The 17,453-nt window shown below is 71.2% G+C and carries 17 protein-coding genes, 1 tRNA gene and 1 pseudogene; 14 read left to right on the top strand and 5 right to left on the bottom strand.

Features of this window, described 5'->3' with window-relative positions:
* Positions 1–27: 27 nt before the first annotated feature.
* Positions 28–921 (bottom strand): non-homologous end-joining DNA ligase, encoded by an 894-nt coding sequence (ligD, locus tag R2D22_RS12030; RefSeq protein WP_318103091.1) that lies wholly within the window; start codon positions 919–921, stop codon positions 28–30.
* A gap of 49 nt (positions 922–970) precedes the next feature.
* On the opposite strand from ligD, the gene ku reads away from it, so the two are divergent.
* Positions 971–2,068: a non-homologous end joining protein Ku gene (ku, locus tag R2D22_RS12025; RefSeq protein ID WP_318103090.1), complete on the top strand. Its 1,098-nt coding sequence runs from the start codon at positions 971–973 to the stop codon at positions 2,066–2,068.
* Between the two features lie 69 nt (positions 2,069–2,137).
* On the opposite strand, the gene R2D22_RS12020 is transcribed toward ku, so the two are convergent.
* The 3 genes from R2D22_RS12020 to R2D22_RS12010 form a co-directional block, all read right to left on the bottom strand.
* Positions 2,138–2,977: an ATP-grasp domain-containing protein gene (locus tag R2D22_RS12020; protein ID WP_318103089.1), complete on the bottom strand. Its 840-nt coding sequence runs from the start codon at positions 2,975–2,977 to the stop codon at positions 2,138–2,140.
* A 56-nt stretch (positions 2,978–3,033) separates the two neighbouring features.
* Positions 3,034–4,002, bottom strand: coding sequence for an endonuclease/exonuclease/phosphatase family protein (locus R2D22_RS12015; RefSeq protein WP_411977010.1), 969 nt, complete (start codon positions 4,000–4,002; stop codon positions 3,034–3,036).
* Between the two features lie 228 nt (positions 4,003–4,230).
* Positions 4,231–5,967, bottom strand: a complete 1,737-nt coding sequence (locus R2D22_RS12010; protein WP_318103087.1) for an AAA family ATPase — start codon at positions 5,965–5,967, stop codon at positions 4,231–4,233.
* A gap of 389 nt (positions 5,968–6,356) precedes the next feature.
* Here R2D22_RS12010 and R2D22_RS12005 point away from each other — a divergent pair, with 389 nt between their 5' ends.
* The 10 genes and pseudogenes from R2D22_RS12005 to R2D22_RS11960 all read left to right on the top strand — a co-directional run.
* Positions 6,357–7,466: a sensor histidine kinase gene (locus tag R2D22_RS12005; RefSeq protein WP_318103086.1), complete on the top strand. Its 1,110-nt coding sequence runs from the start codon at positions 6,357–6,359 to the stop codon at positions 7,464–7,466.
* 164 nt (positions 7,467–7,630) lie between these two features.
* A complete protein-coding gene (locus R2D22_RS12000; protein ID WP_318103085.1) occupies positions 7,631–8,527 on the top strand; it encodes an ABC transporter ATP-binding protein in 897 nt (298 codons plus the stop codon).
* Positions 8,524–9,276 carry a hypothetical protein gene (locus R2D22_RS11995; RefSeq protein ID WP_318103084.1) on the top strand — a complete coding sequence of 251 codons (753 nt, stop codon included), beginning with the start codon at positions 8,524–8,526 and terminating at the stop codon, positions 9,274–9,276. The genes R2D22_RS12000 and R2D22_RS11995 overlap by 4 nt, the downstream gene beginning before the upstream one ends.
* 9 nt (positions 9,277–9,285) lie before the next feature.
* Entirely contained in the window at positions 9,286–9,960 is a 675-nt protein-coding gene (locus R2D22_RS11990) for a response regulator (RefSeq protein WP_318103083.1), read from the top strand.
* 11 nt (positions 9,961–9,971) lie between these two features.
* On the top strand, positions 9,972–10,619 hold the full coding sequence (locus tag R2D22_RS11985) for a beta family protein (protein ID WP_318103082.1): 648 nt from the start codon (positions 9,972–9,974) through the stop codon (positions 10,617–10,619).
* A complete protein-coding gene (locus R2D22_RS11980) occupies positions 10,561–11,424 on the top strand; it encodes a hypothetical protein (RefSeq protein ID WP_318103081.1) in 864 nt (287 codons plus the stop codon). The genes R2D22_RS11985 and R2D22_RS11980 overlap by 59 nt, the downstream gene beginning before the upstream one ends.
* A gap of 63 nt (positions 11,425–11,487) precedes the next feature.
* Entirely contained in the window at positions 11,488–11,928 is a 441-nt protein-coding gene (locus R2D22_RS11975) for a hypothetical protein (protein WP_318103080.1), read from the top strand.
* 253 nt (positions 11,929–12,181) lie between these two features.
* Positions 12,182–12,547, top strand: coding sequence for a MerR family transcriptional regulator (locus R2D22_RS11970; RefSeq protein ID WP_318103079.1), 366 nt, complete (start codon positions 12,182–12,184; stop codon positions 12,545–12,547).
* Positions 12,548–12,593: 46 nt separating this feature from the next.
* Complete coding sequence (locus R2D22_RS11965; protein ID WP_318103078.1) at positions 12,594–13,610, top strand: NADPH:quinone oxidoreductase family protein; 1,017 nt, start codon at positions 12,594–12,596, stop codon at positions 13,608–13,610.
* 8 nt (positions 13,611–13,618) lie between these two features.
* Positions 13,619–13,789 (top strand): annotated as a pseudogene (locus tag R2D22_RS11960) (helix-turn-helix domain-containing protein); the annotation flags it as partial.
* Between the two features lie 150 nt (positions 13,790–13,939).
* On the opposite strand, the gene R2D22_RS11955 reads toward R2D22_RS11960, so the two are convergent.
* Positions 13,940–14,011, bottom strand: a tRNA-Arg gene (locus R2D22_RS11955).
* Between the two features lie 167 nt (positions 14,012–14,178).
* On the opposite strand from R2D22_RS11955, the gene R2D22_RS11950 reads away from it, so the two are divergent.
* The 3 genes from R2D22_RS11950 (at position 14,179) to lysA (ending at position 17,373) form a co-directional block, all read left to right on the top strand.
* Entirely contained in the window at positions 14,179–14,637 is a 459-nt protein-coding gene (locus tag R2D22_RS11950; protein ID WP_318109723.1) for a response regulator, read from the top strand.
* A 283-nt stretch (positions 14,638–14,920) separates the two neighbouring features.
* Entirely contained in the window at positions 14,921–15,970 is a 1,050-nt protein-coding gene (gene nrtL, locus R2D22_RS11945) for an ArgS-related anticodon-binding protein NrtL (protein WP_318103077.1), read from the top strand.
* Positions 15,971–15,981: 11 nt separating this feature from the next.
* Positions 15,982–17,373 (top strand): diaminopimelate decarboxylase, encoded by a 1,392-nt coding sequence (gene lysA / locus R2D22_RS11940; RefSeq protein WP_318103076.1) that lies wholly within the window; start codon positions 15,982–15,984, stop codon positions 17,371–17,373.
* Positions 17,374–17,453 lie beyond the last annotated feature (80 nt).

Here is a 17,453-nt window from a genome sequence, read left to right as displayed (position 1 = left end):
CGGGCAGGCTCCCCGCGTCGGCGGTCCTCACGGCAGGCTCCCCGCCGCGTCCGGGTCGTTCAGCGGCCCGAGCAGATCCCCGTACCGCTCCAGACGTGGCGCGATGTCGTCCATCAGAAGGACCAGCCGCTCCGGATCCCCGAAGTCCGCCGTCTCCTCGACCTCGTCCCAGGTAACCGGCGCCGATACGGTCGGCCGGGGCTGCGCCCGCAGGGTGTACGGGGTCGCCGTGGTCTTGGCGGCCGCGTTCTGGCTGTGGTCGACGAAGACCTTGCCGCGCCGCAGCGCCTTGGCCATCCGGTGCACGACGTGCGCCGGAAGTTCCGCCTCCGCCTCGACCGCGAGCGCCCGCGCGTACGCCGAGACGCGCTCCGACGGCGTGGGCTCCAGCGGTACGAGCAGATGGAGCCCCTTCGCGCCGGAGGTCTTGGCGTACGCGGTCAGGCCGTCCGCGGCCAGCCGCTCACGCAGCCACAGGGCCACCCCGCAGCACTCCACGATCGTCGCGGGCGGCCCGGGGTCGAGGTCGAGGACGAGCCGGTCGGCGACGGCGGGGGTCTCCATCCGCCATTGGTGGGTGTGGAACTCCACGACGAGGTTCGCCGCCCAGACGAGCGAGGCGAGGTCTTGGATCACCGGCTGCCGGGCCCGCGGGTCCTCGGAGCGGGGTACGGGGGCGGTCGTCACCCAGGCGGGTGTGCCGGGCGGCGGGTTCTTGGTGAAGAAGAGCTGCCCGTCCGGGCCGTCCGGATAGCGCAGGAAGGAGACCGCCCGGTCGCGCAGGTGCGGGAGCATCGCGGCGGCCGTGGTCGCGTAGTAGTGCAGCAGCTCGCCCTTGGTGGTGCCGGTGGCGGGGTGGAGGACCTTGTCCAGATTGCTCAGGGCCAGTCGACGCCCCTCCACCTCTGTGATCGGCGTCATACGATGAGAATCCCACGAATCCGGCAATCCCGTACGAAAGGGATGAAACGTGCGATCCATATGGAACGGCGCCATCTCCTTCGGGCTGGTCAGCATCCCGATCAAGCTCGTGAACGCCACCGAGAGCCGGTCCGTCTCCTTCCGGCAGATCCACACCGAGGACGGCGGCCGGATCCGCTACAAGAAGGTCTGCGAGCTGGACGGCGAGGAGGTGGCGACGGCGGACATCGGCAAGGCCTACGAGGACGCCGACGGCTCCATGATTCCGATCACGGACGAGGACCTGGCCTCGCTGCCGCTGCCGACCGCCAAGACGATCGAGATCGTCGCGTTCGTGGCGGCCGACGAGATCGACCCGCTCCAGATGGACGCGGCGTACTACCTCTCCGCCAACGGCGTGCCGGCCGCCAAGCCGTACACCTTGCTGCGCGAGGCACTGAAGCGCAGCGACCGGGTCGCGGTGGCGAAGTACGCGCTGCGGGGGCGGGAGCGGCTCGGGATGCTCCGGGTGGTCGGCGACGTGATCGCCATGCACGGTCTGCTCTGGCCGGACGAGGTCCGCGAGCCGGAGGGCGTGGCGCCGGAGGCGCCGGTGTCGGTACGGGAGGCCGAACTCGACCTGGCGGACGCGCTGATGGCGACGCTGGGCGAGGTCGATCTCGACTCGCTGCACGACGACTACCGCGAGGCCGTCGAGGAGATGATCGCCGCGAAGGCCGAGGGCGGCGAGGCGGTCGTGCCGGCCGCGCCGGCGGAGGAGGGCGGCGGCCGGGTCATCGACCTGATGGCTGCCCTGGAAAGCAGTGTCCGTGCGGCGAAGGAGGCCCGCGGCGAGGAGCCGGCGTCGGTCACGGAGCTGGCCGGCCGCAAGCGGGCCGCGACGTCGCGGAGCACGCCGAAGGAGACCGGCGCGAAGAAGTCCACGGCGACCGGTGGCCGGGCCGGGGCGGCGGCGAAGAAGACGACGCAGCCGAAGAAGACCACGGCGCGTACGGGCTCGGCCGCGAAGAGGACGGCGACGAAATCGACCGCGACCAAGTCGACCGCGACGACGAAATCGACCTCGACGACGAAATCGACCGCGAAGAAGGCGACGGCCAAGAAGGCCACGACGAAGAAGGCCACCCCGCGCAAGCGCAGCGCGTGAGGCGCGGGCCTCCAGGGAGCCTGTCCGGCGAACCATCCCGCCGGACAGGCCCTGGCCTGCGAAGACGCCTCAGCGGCGCTCGAGCAGCAGCTCCCCGAGCGAGGCACGCATCGCCGCCACGAATCCCTCCCGCTCCCGCTCGCCGACCAGGTCGAGCGACAGATACGGATTGAGGTCCTCCAGCTCCACCAACAGCAGCTCGCCGCCCGGCGCCCGGCAGGCGTCGACGCGCTGGATGCCGTACGGGAGGTCGTTCCAGTCCACGAAGCGCTGCGCGAACTCCAGATCCGCTGCCGTCGGCTCGTACGGCTCCAGCACCCAGCGCGCCTCGGGGTGCGGCGCGTACAGGGCGTACTGGAAGCTCCGCCCGACGAAGTAGAACGACACCTCGTACGCGAACGGGATCCGCGGCTGCACGAGCATCCCGGCGGGGTCGACGCCCGCGAGCTCGTCCCGCCCGACGAACCGCAGCCCGACCGAGTCCGCGCCGAGCAACGGCTTCACCACGTACTCGTCGGCCTCGGGCAGCGCGTCGAAGTCCTCGCGGCGAGCGACGGTCGGTATGACCGGGTATCCCTCCCGGAAGAGCTCGAGCAGGTACTCCTTCCCGCTCATGTCCCCCTTGCCGCTCAGCGAGTTGAACATCCGGACGCCGTCGTCGCGTGCGGCGGCGCGGAACGCCTCGTACGCCTCCCGGTAGTGGATGACGGGCCCGCTGTTGCGCACCACGACGGCGTCGAACCGCCCCATGAGCGCGGCGGCGTCGCGCGGGTGGCAGAGCGCGAGGTCGAACGTCTCCCGCAGTCGCCCGCTCAGCCAGATGTCCTCGTCGCAGTACCGCCGCCCGCGCGCCTCGTAGCCGAGGTCGGTGACGTAGAGGATCGATCCGTCGTTCGTGTGTGCGCCCATGCGGGGCATCTTGTCAGGAGTGTCAGGCCGGACGCACCTGTATGAACGTCACGGATTCAGAACACGACGTGCGCGAGGACGGGCAGGTGGTCGCTCCCCGTCGCCGGGAGCGTACGGACGCGGGGCATCATGGCCCCGCGGACGAGCACCTGGTCGATGCGCGCCAGGGGCGCGGAGGCCGGCCAGCTGAAGGCGAGGCCGGAGCGGGGGCCGGAGTGGGGGCCGGCGAGGCGGTGGGTGACGGGGGAGAGGGCGCGGTCGGCAAGGGTGCTGTTGAGGTCCCCGGCGAGGACGACGCGCTCCAGCGGTTCGTCCGCGAGGGCCCGCCCGAGCTTCCGGGCACTGTCGTCGCGCCACGCGGACCGGAACCCGCTCGCCCCGATCCGTACGGACGGCAGGTGGGCGACGTACACGGCGACGTCGCCGTGCGGCGTGGCCGCGGTGGCCCGCAGACCGCGTCGCCAGCCGGGGTCGGCGAGGCCGGCTGGCCTGATGTCCACCGGCCGTACGTCCCGCAGCGGGTGGCGGGACCACAGCCCGACGGACCCGTACGTGGCGTGATGCGGGTACGCGCCCGCGAGCCCGGTCGCGTACGCGGGCAGGGCGGCGGGCGTCAGTTCCTCCAGCGCGACGAGATCGGCCCCGGCCGCGCGCAGGGCCCGCGCGGTCCCGGCCGGGTCGGGGTTCACGTCGCTCACATTGTGCTGCGCGACGACGAGGTCGGGGTGCGCTGCCTCGCCCCGCGGCGGCAGGAGCAGCGGCCCGAACAGCACGGCCCACGTCACGGCCGGCAGCAGCGCCGCAGCCAGTGCGGCCGTGGACCGGACGAGCACCGCGACGACCACCAGGAACGGCACCGCGAGCCCGGCCCACGGCAGGAACGTCTCCAGCAGGCTGCCGAGGCGCGCGGGCGTCTGCGGCACGAACCCGTGCCCGCCGAGCACGAGGGCGACCCCGACGGCCGTTGTCGCCGATCGTCGCCCCCACCGCCGCCCGAACACCGACCATCCCGCCCGCCACCGCACAGCAGTTCCCTCCCGTCGCCGGGTGGGACGACGCGGGGGCCGCGGGCCCGGTTCCCCGGCGGTCCGGGGGCGCGGGGGCGGTGGGCCCGGTTCCCGGCGACCGGGGGTGCGGGGGCGGTGGGCCCGTTCCCCGGCGGACCGGGGACGTGGGAGCCGTGGGACCGGTTCCCGGCGACTGGCACCCTCACGTGTCGGCGACGCCCGCCCGAAGCTCCTCGAAGGCCGTGGTCATGTCCGCGACCCGGACGCCGTCAGCTCCTCGCGGCTCGGCATGCCCGAGCCGCCGTGGACCTCGTACACCCGAAGATCGCGCAGCGCGGCGGCCTTGCGGCACAGCTCGCGTGCGAACCGGCCGTTGCCGAGCCGCTCCACGAGCCCGTCCTCGGCGGCGCGGCGGAAGCAGGCGCCGAGGGCGGTGGCCGAGTCGTCGTCCAGCGTGTCGCCCTGCCCGTCCAGGATGCCGCGGGCGATCTGCTCCAGTTCGGACGTGGAGTACGAGGGGAAGTCCACCCGTGTGGTGAACCGGGAGGCGAGGCCCGGGTTGGTCGACAGCAGCTGGGACATCTCGTCCGGGTACCCCGCGAGGATCACGACGAGCCGCTCCCGGTCGTCCTCGGCGCGCTTGAGCAGCACCTGGAGGGCCTCCTTCCCGAACGCGTCGCCGCCGGAGTAGCCGGTGTTGTGAAGCGCGTACGCCTCGTCGATGAACAGGACGCCGCCGAGGGCGGAGTCGATCACCGCGGTGGTCTTGATGGCCGTCGCACCGAGGTACTGGCCGACCAGGTCGACGCGCTGCGTCTCGACGACGTGCCCGCTCTCCAGCAGCCCGAGCCCAGCGAATACCTTGCCGACGATCCGGGCTACCGTCGTCTTGCCGGTACCGGGCGGGCCCGCGAAGACGAAGTGCTGCGGCCCGGCGGTCGACGGCAGCCCCTGCTCCCTGCGCACCACGGCCATCCGCAACTGCGCGATCATCGTGCGCAGTTGGCGCTTGACCGAGTCCAGTCCGACCATCCCGTCCAGCATGGCCATCGCCTCGGCGAGCTGCGCCTCGCGGCCACCGTCGTCGGCCGGAGCGGCGGCAGGATCAGGAGTGGTGGGGGCCGCGGAGCCGGCGGGGGTGGCGGACCGGGTGGGCCGCGCGGGCTGGGCGGGGGCGGCCGGAGGCGTCGACGGCGGCGCGGGCGGGGGCGCCGACGGTGGGGCGGGTGGAGCCGTACGCTGCTTCGCCCGTTCGGCGACGTCGCCGAAGGTGGGGAAGCAGCGGTACGAGAACTGGAAGTGCCGTAGCGCCTCGTCGGGCCGCCCGAGCCCCTCGTGGGCGAGACCGCGCAGGTAGGAGACCTCGCCCTCGAACCGCGCGCCCTTGCGCATGCTGCGGGGGAGCCCGGACAGGGTGTTCAGGACCTCGTGGAACATGTGGTCGTGGACGAGCGCGTACGCCACGTACAGCCGCGCCTCGTCGTTCTGGAACCCGTCCGAGATGTCGCGTGACCACTCCAGGACCCTGGGCCAGTCCTTCTTCAGGAAGGCGAACCGGCAGTAGAGGAACCGGGTCTCGTCGCAGTCGCGGTGCGCACTCATGAGCACCGGCTCGACCTCGTCGAACCGCTTGTCGTCGAGCATCGACACCAGGCCGGCCAGCCACAGGTCGCGCGCGCTCTCCAGGCGGAAGGTGGCGTAGTGGCCGAGATCGAAACGGGACTGGAGCTGCATCGTGTTCTTGTTCCGCAGGACCCCGAACGAGCGGTGATGCAGCGACATCGCCGCCAGCGCCTCCGCCTGCCGCCGCCCCGTCGCGTGCAGCCCCAACCACGCGTCCGCGGCGGTCGGATCCTGCTCCACGGCCTGCTGGAACCGCCCGGCGGCCTCGGCGTCCCGCCCCTGCCGCAGCAGCATCATCCCCTCGACCCACAGCCGCTCGCACTTCCTGGCCGCGTGCCACGAGACCGACGATCCCGACACTGTGCCCCCGCCCCGGTCGTCCGACCACTCCCTGTCGTTGTCTGATCACGGTACCGGCGGAGCGACGCGCTCGGAGGGCCAAGACGCGGTGGACCGGCGGGAGTCGGCCGACGTACGTTCGGGGAATGGGGGAAGAGGAACGAGGCCGCCCGATCACGCTCGACGCTCGCCGCAATGCGGTCACGTCCGATGCTCGTGGCCGCCCGGTCACGTCCGATGCTCGTGGCCGCCCGGTCACGTCCGATGCTCGTGGCCGCCCGGTCACGTCCGATGCTCGTCGCCGCCCGGTCACGCCCGAGGCTCGTCGCCGCCCGGTCACACCCCACACTCTTCGCCGCCCGGTCGCACTCGACGCGCTCGCCGCGCTCGGCTTCGTCCTGCTCCCGCAGGTGTCCGTCCTGCGCCCGCCGTCCGCCGACGCGCTGGACGCCACGACCGCCTGGCTGCTGGCGGCGATCACGGCCCTGCCGCTCGCCGTCCGCCGGCTCCGGCCCGTACCGGTCTTCGCGTGCTCCCTGGCCGGCGCGTGCGCGGCGCTGGTGGCCGGGCTCGGCCCGACGCCGTTCCTGGGCGCGGCGTACGGGCTGTATGCGGTGGTGCTGGGGAGGTCGGCGCGGACGGCGGGGGCGGGGCGCCCCGGGCAGTCCCGGCGACCTCGGCCGCCGGTTCGGTGGCCCCGGCCGCCCGCCGCTGTCGCCGTCGGCGTGGTGAGCGCGGTGGCCGCGGCCGCGCTGACGACGACCGGGGCACGGCAGTACGAGGGCGGGACGCGAGCCGTACAACTCGTCCTCGGCCTGCTCGTCCTGGGCGCCACCTGGGCCACGGCGTCGGCGGTCCGGGAGCGCCGGGAGAGCGCGCGGCGGGCGGTCGAGGAGGCCGCCGAGCGGGCGAAGGTCGAGGAACGCCTGCGGATCGCCCGCGACATCCATGACGTCGTCACGCACAGCGTGGGCCTGATCGCGGTGAAGGCCGGCGTCGCCAACCATGTGATCGCCACGCACCCGGAGGAGGCGCACGAGGCGCTGACCGTGATCGAGGACGTCAGCCGCAGGGCACTGCGCGACATGCGGGCGACGCTCACGGTGCTGCGCGGGGACGAGGGGGAACTGCGTCCGGTCCGGGGCCTCGCCGATCTGCCCGAGCTGGTCGGGGCAGCCGAGGCGGCGGGCGTACGGGTCGAGTTGCGCACGCACGGGCCGGAGGAACCCCCGGACGCCGTGGGGCTGTCCGCGTACCGCATCGTCCAGGAGGCCCTGAACAACACGGTGAAGCACGCGGGCGCGGGCGTCCGGTGCAGCGTCGAAGTCACCGCGCGGGGCGGGGTGGTGGAGATCGCCGTGGAGGACGACGGCCCCGGTGACGGGCACCGGCCGGTCGTACCCGGCGGCGGACTGGGCCTGGTCGGCATGCGGGAGCGGGCCGCGGCGCACGGCGGCACGCTGACGGCGGGACCGGGGGAGGACGGCGGCTTCGGGGTGCGGGCGAGGCTGCCGTACTGAGGGGGCGGGCGAGGCTGCCGTACTGAGGGGGCGGGCGAGGCTGCCGTACTGAGGGGGCGGGCGGGGAACTCATCCGCAGGGATGAGCCCCGCCCGCGGCGAAAGGGCGAGGAGTCCGATCCCGCGACCGATGTGCGCGCGCCGGGCCGCGGCAAGACTGACGACGTGATCGACGTCCAGAACCTGACCAAGCGCTACGGGCCGAACACCGCCGTGCACGGCCTGTCCTTCACGGTACGGCCAGGCGCCGTGACCGGATTCCTGGGCCCGAACGGGGCCGGGAAGTCCACGACGATGCGCATGATGCTCGGCCTGACCCGACCGGACGACGGCTCCGCGCGCATCGGCGGCCGCGCGTACCGCGAACTCCGCCACCCGGCCCGGCACGTCGGCGCCGTACTGGAAACCGCGGCCCCGCATCGCGGCATGACCGCCGCCGGCCACCTGCTGTGGCTGGCGCGGGCCAATCGCGTCCCCCGGCGGCGGATCGCGGAGGTCCTGGAGGCGGTGGACCTGGCGGGCGCGGCCCGGCGACGGATCGGCACGTACTCGCTGGGCATGGCGCAGCGGCTGGGCCTGGCGGCGGCCCTGCTCGGCGACCCGCCCGTACTGGTGCTCGACGAGCCGGTCAACGGCCTCGACGCGGAGGGCATCCGCCGGCTGCGCGGCACGCTCCGCGCGATGGCCGCCGAGGGCCGTACGGTCCTGATCTCCAGCCACCTGATGACGGAGATGTCGCTGGTCGCGGACCACCTGATCGTGATCCACCGGGGGCGTCTGGTGGCGGACACCGGCATGGGGGAGTTCCTCCGCCGGCACGGCCGGAGCCACGTCCGCGTCCGCACGCCGGACCCGGGGCGCCTGGCGAGGGAGCTGGAACGGCACGGGGCGGCGGTGACACGCACGGCCGACGGAAGCCTGGCGGTCGAGGGTCTACCGGCAGCGGACATCAGCCACAGGGCGGCGGTCTGCGGACTGCCACTGGACGAACTGAGCACGCACTCGGCTTCGTTGGAGGACACGTTCCTCGACCTGATCGGAGCAGGGGAGAGTGGACGATGACCGAGACCTGGGCGGCGGTGCGCGGCGAATGGACCAAGCTGCGCTGCGTCCGCGGCACATGGGTGACGCTGCTGCTCTTCGCCGTCGTGAGCGTGCTGCTGGCGGCGCTGGCGGGCCGGTCGACGAGGGCCGCGATCGAGTCGGAGAGCCCGCTGCTCCGCGCGGACTTCACACCCGAACAGGCGGGCTTCGACGCCGTCCTCTACGGCCAGCCGGCACTGATCGCCTTCGGCGTCCTGATGGTGGCGGGTGAGTACGGCTCGGGTGGCCTGATGCGCGTCTCACTGCTCGCCGTCCCCCGTCGCGGCCGGCTCTTCGCGGCGAAGACGCTGGTCACCGGCGCGGCGACGATCGCGGTGGCGGCCCCGGTGACGGCGCTCTCGTACCTGACGACCCAACGGGCCCTGGGCCCCCACGGCGCCCCGATCGACGCCCCGGGCGTCCCGGGCGCCCTGGCGGGAGCGGTCGTCTACCTGACGCTGATGGCCCTGTTCGCGGCGGGCATCGCGATGACCGCCCGCAACGCGGTCGTCCCGCTGGCGATCCTGCTCCCGATGGTCCTGGTGGGCACCCACCTGCTCTCCCTCCTGGGCGCGACGAAGGACCTGGTCCGCTACTTCCCCGACCGCGCGGGCGCGGAACTGCTGACGGTCGCCTCGTCGGACGCCCCGACCGGCCTCGCGGTCCTCGTGACCTGGACGGCCGCGGCCCTCGCCTGCGGCTACGTGCGCCACAGCCGCTGGGAATAGGATCGCGGAATGACCGAACCGGTCCGGGTACTGATCGCAGACGATCAGGCGCTGCTCCGCGGTAGCTTCCGCGTCCTCATCGACGCGACACCGGGGATGACGGTGGTGGGAGAGGCGGAAGACGGCGCGAGGACCGTGGAGTTGGCCCGCACCCTGCGACCGGACGTGGTCCTGATGGACCTCCGCATGCCCGTCATGGACGGCATCGAGGCGACCCGCGCGATCCGCGCCGACGAGACCCTCCGGGGGGTCCGCGTCCTCGCCCTGACGATGTTCGACACGGACGAGTACGCCTACCCGGCGCTCCGCGCCGGCGCGAGCGGCTTCCTCCTGAAGGACGCCACCCCGAACGAACTGATCACCGGCATCCGCATCGTCGCCGCCGGCGAATCGGTCCTGGCCGCCACCACCACAACCCGCCTGATATCCACCCTCACCCCGCCCCCCACTCCCCGCCCCCGACCAACCCCCCTACCGGGCCTCACGACCCGCGAGACCGAGGTCCTGGTCCAGATAGCCAACGGCCTCTCGAACGCAGAAATCGCGGCAACCCTCCAGATCACCCTGCCGACGGTAAAAACCCACGTCAGCACCCTCCTGACCAAACTCCAAGCCAGAGACCGCACCCAACTGGCCATCATCGCCTACGAAACCAACCACGCAGAACCCGGCTTCCCCACCTGACTCCACACCCCTTGCCGAAGCACGGCATTCCCGAACCCGCCGTGCGGCTGATTCGTGCCCTTACCCGGCACGGCTGGTTCTCGTCACACTCTGATGGGAGTGAGCGCGACACCATTGGCTTGATGCGGAGTGCGCTGGGGGATCCGTTGGCTTATGTTCCGATACTCAAGGGCAAAGCGGGGGAGTTCTCGGCCCTCGAGCACGTCACGCCGGCTGTCCGCTCCAGCATCCGCCCTGTCATGGAGTTGGTCCCGGACCCGGACGTCCGGGATGTTCTGGAGACCTTCTGCGACCGCGCGATGGACGCCGTGCCCCAAGGCACGGTTCTCACCGTCGACAGCGGCGCCCTGCCGTCAGCGCAAGTCCTCGCGGGCGATGCCGGCGGCCCCATGGCCCGCCTCAGCGAGTCCCTGGGCCTCCGGGGCGTTGCCATGTCCCCGGTGGTCCGGCACACGGACAAAGATGAGGTCCTGGCTGAGGCAGCACGCGCGATCAACGCGCATCAGCACGGGGCCTGCCTACGCGTCTCTGTTACCGCCGACTCGCCTCCGTGCTTTCCGAATCACTCACAGATCCGCGGACTCCTCGGAGTGCTACGCCTTGAACCAGAGCAGGTCGACCTCCTCAAGCGGCTGCGCCATCGCCCCGTACAGCGATGAGGTAAAGCCGTGGGCGGCCCTTGCGGCAGGTGTGCTCGTGGCTCTGGGCGCGGCGATTCTGCTCCACCTACCCGGAACACTGTCTGTTGGCTTCTCTCTTACGACCCCTGTCACCAGCAGGCCGGTGGCCGCCAGGAAGAAGGCCGGGGCGTTCGTCCTCGTGGTGGCGGCCATCACTGCCCTATGGGCGGCAGCAGTGACGACGATGTCCCTTGGTACGCAGTTGCTGCTGAGCGATCGCGCGAGCGTGATGGTCTCCGCCCTGCTACTGACCGTATTCGGCGGTGGTTACGTCGTCCAAGCCGCGACGGAGCCGGTGGAGAGGGAGGTACATGCCCTGCAGTCCGGTCCTGCCAAGACGATGGCGCTGGAGTTGATCCAGAGTGGCGGAAGAGGTGCCGTGGACGAGGAGCACTCTGACAAGCGGGGCGAGCGCACGACCGAGCCGTACGCGCGCGCAGCCCGTGGTTGCGTGGCCGCCCTCGTTTTCGCCTTTGCCCTACTCGTGGTGTTGTTCAGCTTCGGGGGGACCATCGAGATGGAGTCGTTTCCCGGGCTGCGGGAGAACAGGGGACCGCTGATCGTCTACATGCAGGTGTTCGCAGCCCTGGTGGGCATCGGCGGACTGGCGCTCTCTGGCTGGCGGTCCTACGGGGGATGGGCTGCTGTCGCTTGCATCGGTGCCCTCATGGCACTGCGGATGTGGACGCTCGCGCCGGCGCTCCACTGCTGGTCGTACGACAGCGTGGGGCGCAATGACGACGGCTCGTACACCTGCGTGAACCGGGGAGACATGCTTCCCTGAGGCCTCAGAAACGTCCGAGGGACTGTTGCTCTGGTCGGCTGTGGACTTCAGGAAGGGGGCGGCGTGATAGCTCAAGGCAGGGCCCGTCCTCGCTGCGGGGCGGCTGTTTCGATTCGCGCGCGGCTCGTCGCGGTAGCGCTGACGTCCTTGCTGGCTGCCGGTTGCGGCATGCTGAACGATCCGGTCAAGGAACGCTGGGAGTCTAGAACCGAGTTTTCAAGTTGTGGCGAGGTGAGCCTGGATCAGCGTGAGGAGATGCAGAAACAGGCGGCGCGGGAAATCGTCTGCCTTCAGCGAGCCCTCAAGAACGGCGAGAGCGCGGAACTGAAGGTGACCTGTCCCACCGTGGAGGGTGACCCGATTCGCGAGTACTACCGCTTGACGCCGCAAGGCAGGCTTGAGGTGTACACCGACAGCACAGACGATCACTACTCGGACCAGGAATGGTCGTTCGCCGAGTGCTACACCCCGGAATGGTTGGCTGAGATTTCCTGCGACCTATGATCAGCGCCAAGGACCCCATCTGGCGCGATGGTGTCGTCTATTGCCTCCCGGCAACCGACTGGAACCACCCGTCAGACGCTTTCACGCCGAGTCGCAGGGTTGGAGCATTGGTATTCGGGCGGTGCAGACGCGCGGGCGGCAGATAGCCGTTAGTTGTTGCGGGACATGAGGTTGTTGACGCTTGGGCAGGTCTTCTCTTCGTTGTAGCGATGGTGCTGGAAGATCGTGGTGTTCCTGGACGTTGCCTCCAGGTATGAAGATCAGCGAAGCTTCCAGAGTCAGCGGCGTGAGTGCGAGATCGTTGCGGCACTACGAGGATGAGGGCTTGATCGTCCCTGGCCGTTTCAGCAATGGGTTCCGCGACTACTGCCAGTCCACGATCGACCGGGTGCTCGTCATCCGCTCGCTGCTGGAGTCTGGGCTGCCCGTGCGGTTGATCAGGGAGCTCCTGCCCCGCCTCACTGACGGTTCCGAAGCCGGCACCGACGCAGTGTGCGCGGAGTTTCTGCACGAGGTGCAGAGCTATCGCGATCGGCTCGCTGCTCGCATCGCCGTTCTCAGCGATCAGCAGGCGGCACTCGACACCTACCTGCGAGAGGCCCGCCGTGCTGATCTATAGCTGCCACTTGACCTTGACGTAAGTGTCAGACTCCTACGTTCGGTGCATGGAGATCAACGAGCAGCAGCACACCGCTGAGCAGACGGTACGAGCACTGGTCCAGCGGTCGCATCGGGGACCGAAGGACCTGACCCTCACGACCGATCACCGCCGCCCCACCCCGGGGCCCGGCGAGTACCTGATCCGTGTCGGCGCCGCCGGGGTCAACTTCGCAGACGTCATGCAGGCCCATGGAACTTATGGAGGAGGCCCGCAGGCACCCTATGTGGCGGGCTTCGAGGCCGCAGGCGAGATCGTGGGGGTCGGCCTGGAGGTCGAGAGTCCGCTGCGCCTCGGCACCCACGTCGTCGGCGCCGGCCCGGGAGCCTTCGCGCAGTACATGACGATGCCGGCCGCGGGCGTGCTGCCCGTGCCGTCCGGCTGGAGCGACGCCGCAGCCCTCGGCCTGGTGCTGAACTGGGCCACCGCCTTGGCTGCACTGAAGCCGCTGGGCGAGATCAAGACGGGTGAGACAGTCCTCGTCCATGCCGCGGCCGGAGGCGTGGGGCAGGCCGCCGTCCGCCTCGCCCGCCACTACGGTGCCCGCGTGATCGCCACGGCGTCACCAGCGAAGCACGACACCGTCAAAGCGCTCGGCGCCGACGAGGTCCTGGACAGCCGACGCCCGGATCTCGCAGAGGAGATCACCCGCCTGACCGGCGGTGTCGATCTGGTCCTGGAGTCAGTGGGACAGGCCACGTTCAAGATCAGCCTGTCGGTCACCAAACCCTTCACCGGACGCATCGTCGTGTTCGGTGCCGCTTCCGGCGACGCCACCCTGACCACGCACGACCTGGTCTTCACCCACCAGGTCCAGGTCAAGGGGCTGCACATCGGTGCACTGGCGGTCGCGGCCCCGTCCCTCTACCAGTCGTTGCTCGTCGAGATCGAGGCCCTCATCGCCCACGGCACGTACCCGCCCGGCACCCCCCAGGTTCACCCCCTGGCCGAGGGGGCCAAGGTGCTGGAGCAACTCGAAGCGGGCCAGACCCGGGGCAAGCTCGCCCTCGACCCCTGGCGTTAGGAACGCCGGTGCTTCACCGCAATGCTCCGCTGCCCCCGAGGGGCGGCTGCGACTCGTGCAGCGTTGCCGGCACCGCTGCGATCGCCCACGTGGCGGCCGAGATGGGCATCTCCCGCGCGTGCGCGTCGAAATGGGTCAACCGCGACCGTCAGCACGGTGCACTCGGTCTACTGGACCGTTCCTGTCGCTTTGCCGTTCCCACCTTGGGCGTTGCGCCAAGATCCCGTCCACGCCTCGTCCGCAGGCCTCGACATACGGCTGCACATACGACAAGACCCCGTCCTCAGCGTTCTCGCTGATGGCGGGGTCTTTAGGCACTTCCTGCGAAGTGCCCCCGGCAGGATTCGAACCTGCGCACACGGCTCCGGAGGCCGTTGCTCTATCCCCTGAGCTACGGGGGCGTTGCCGCGTTCGGCGGCGACGGGTAGAACCCTACCAGGCTCCGAGGGGTGGCTGTGAACAGGTATTTCCGGGGCGTCACCGACCCCTCGTTCCCCCGCACGGGTCGGAAGTGGGGAAAACCGGGACGCAGCCGTGACCGGACGCCTACTCTCGAGTTGTGTCAGGCGTGTCCGGGCGAGTGCTCGTTGTCGATGACAACCGGGTGATCCGTCAGTTGATCAGGGTCAATCTCGAGCTCGAGGGGTTCGAGGTGGTGACCGCGGCCGATGGTGCCGAGTGTCTTGATGTGGTGCATCAGGTATGTCCTGATGTCGTCACTCTCGACGTCGTCATGCCGCGGCTCGACGGGCTGCGGACCGCTGCGCGGCTGCGGGACGATCCGCAGACCAGCGGGGTGCCCGTCGCCATCATCAGTGCCTGCACTCCGTACGAGGTCGAGAGCGGGTTCGCCGCGGGTGTCGACGCGTTTCTCGCCAAGCCCTTCGAGCCTGCCGAGCTCGTGCGCGTCGTGCGGCAGCTCGTGCACGGGGGGCGGCGGCAGGGGCCGTCGCAGGAAACGGAGGGGCCGCCGTCCGTCGACGGCAGCAGACGCGGGGCCGGGCGGGCCGGCACTCCCCGTACGTGAGCCCGTAGCTGCGCCCCTGCGTGAGTTCGTCCCGTGCGTGAGCCGTACCGAGACCATCCCGTGCGTGAGCCGTACCGAGACCGTCCTGTGCGTGAGCCCGTGCGTGAGCCGTACGAGCCCGTCCCGTGCGTGAGTCGTACCGGGCCCGTCCCGTGCGTGAGCTCGTGTCCGGGCCTTCGCGTCGGGGGCGTCGGCCTCCGTTCGGCCCATCCCGACCGGCCCTCATGACCGCATCGCGAAACCCGTTCGCATTCCCACCCCCCTCCTCCCATACGCTTGTCCCGTGACCCCCGCGGACCTCTCCCTCACCCTCCGGCGCGCCGTGCGCCGTGCGGTTGACGAGGGTGTGCTGTCCGTCGACGTGCCCGAGGTCGTCCGCGTCGAGCGGACCCGGCCCGGCGGCAGCGGGGACTACGCCAGCAACGTCGCGCTCGTGCTCGCCCGCGCCGCCGACGCGACGCCGCGGCACGTCGCCGAGCTGCTCATCGAGCGGCTCCTCCCGCACCCCGACCTCGGCCGCATCGACATCACCGGGCCCGGGTTCCTCAACTTCACCCTGCGCCTCGACACGCAGCAGGACCTCGTGCGGGCCATCCAGCGGTACGGACTCCGGTACGGGCATCGGCCCGACACCGGCGAGATCGCCCAGCCCTGCTACCGCTCCGACGTCCGGGCCGCCGTCACCGCCGACGCCGTCCGGCGGCTCCTCCACTCCCAGGGTGTGCTCCTGCGGACCGCCGCCGAGGACGCCGCCGACCCCGACTGGGCTCTGCTCGGCGTGCGGATCGAGGCCGAGCACTCCCGGTCGCATCTGCCGACCGACATCACCCCGCTGCCGGTGCCGTACACCGCCCGCGAGCTCCTCGATCGCTTCGGCGTCGACGCCGCCCGCTGGGGGCTCCTCTCCGCCGCCTCGCACGACCACGCCAAGCTCACCGACGAGCTGCTCCACCAGCACGAGGGCAACCCCCTCTTCCGGGTGCGGTACGCCTACTCCCGTACCCGCGCCCTGCTCCGCAACGCCGAGCAGCTGGGCTTCGGCACCGAGGGCGAGCCGACGCGGGCCGTCGACGCGCCCGTGCTCACCGGGCTGCTCCGCGACCACCCCGCCGTCCTCGCCTCGGCCGCCCGCCTCCGCGCCCCCGACCGGGTCGCCCGGCACCTCGAAGCCACCGCCGACGCGCTGCTCGCCTTCCAGCACACGGTCCTGCCCCTCGGCGACGAGAAACCCTCGGCCGCCCATCGATCCCGGCTCGCGCTCGCCGAAGCCGCCGGGACGGTGCTCGCCGGTGGCCTCGCCCTGCTCGGCATCAGCGCACCCGAACAGATCTGAAAGATGCAGCCATGAGCCGTTCCGCCCACCCCGCCGGGCCCCGCCACGCCGACGTCCTCCCCGAGGGGCACTACTCCGGGCCGCCCGCCGACCTCAACGCGCTCGACCCCAAGGTCTGGTCCCGGACCGTCGGGCGTGACGACGAGGGCGTCGTCACCGTCGGCGGGCTGACCGTCGCCCAGCTCGCCGAGCAGGTCGGCACGCCCGCCTACATCCTCGACGAGGCCGACTTCCGGGCCCGTTGCCGCGCCTGGGCCGACGCGTTCGGCGCGGACGCCGACGTCTTCTACGCCGGCAAGGCGTTCCTCTCCCGGGCCGTCGTGCGGTGGCTCAAGGAAGAGGGGCTGAACCTCGACGTCTGCTCCGGCGGCGAGCTCGCCACCGCCCTCTCCGCCGGCATGCCGGCGGAGCGCATCGCCTTCCACGGCAACAACAAGAGCGAGGAGGAGATCCGCCGAGCCGTCACCGCCGGTGTCGGACGGATCGTGCTCGACTCCTTCCAGGAGATCGTGCGCGTCGCGCACATCGCCCAGTCCCTCGGCAAGCGGCAGCGCGTGCAGATCCGCGTGACCGTCGGCGTCGAGGCGCACACCCACGAGTTCATCGCCACCGCGCACGAGGACCAGAAGTTCGGCATCGCGCTGGCGGGCGGGCAGGCCGCCGAGGCCGTGCGGCGGGCGCTCAAGCTCGACGGGCTCGAGCTCATCGGCATCCACTCGCACATCGGGTCCCAGATCTTCGACATGGCCGGCTTCGAGGTGTCCGCGCGCCGCGTCGTCCAGCTGCTCGCCGAGGTCCGCGACGAGCACGGCGTCGAGCTGCCCGAGATCGACCTCGGCGGCGGTCTCGGCATCGCGTACACCTCCGCCGACGACCCGCGCGAGCCGCACGACATCGCCAAGGCCCTCAACGAGATCGTCGGGAGAGAGTGCGAGGCCGCGGGGCTGCGCACGCCGCGCATCTCCGTCGAGCCCGGGCGGGCCATCGTGGGCCCGACCGCCTTCACCCTGTACGAGGTCGGCACCGTCAAGCCGCTCGAAGGGCTGCGCACGTACGTCTCCGTCGACGGCGGCATGTCGGACAACATCCGCACCGCGCTCTACGACGCCGAGTACAGCGTCTCCCTCGTGTCCCGCACCTCCGACGCCGAGCCGATGCTCGTCCGCGTCGTCGGCAAGCACTGCGAGAGCGGCGACATCGTCGTACGGGACGCCTTCCTGCCGGCCGACGTCGCGCCCGGCGACCTGATCGCCGTGCCCGCGACCGGGGCGTACTGCCGCTCCATGGCCAACAACTACAACCACGCACTTCGCCCGCCGGTCGTCGCCGTCCGCGACGGCGAGGCCCGGGTGATCGTCCGGCGTGAGACGGAGGAGGATCTCCTGCGTCTCGATGTCGGGTGATGAAATAACTGTCTCAGGATCCGGACGGGGCGCAGAAAGCCCCGTCCGGTGAGTGAGACTGGTTCCCACCGTAGAGATAC

This window comes from Streptomyces sp. HUAS YS2 (genome assembly GCF_033343995.1).
GTDB classification, from domain to species: Bacteria; Actinomycetota; Actinomycetes; order Streptomycetales; family Streptomycetaceae; genus Streptomyces; species Streptomyces solicathayae.
The sequence above is the reverse complement of the archived record's forward strand: the minus strand, read 5'-3'. Positions and strand labels throughout refer to the sequence as shown.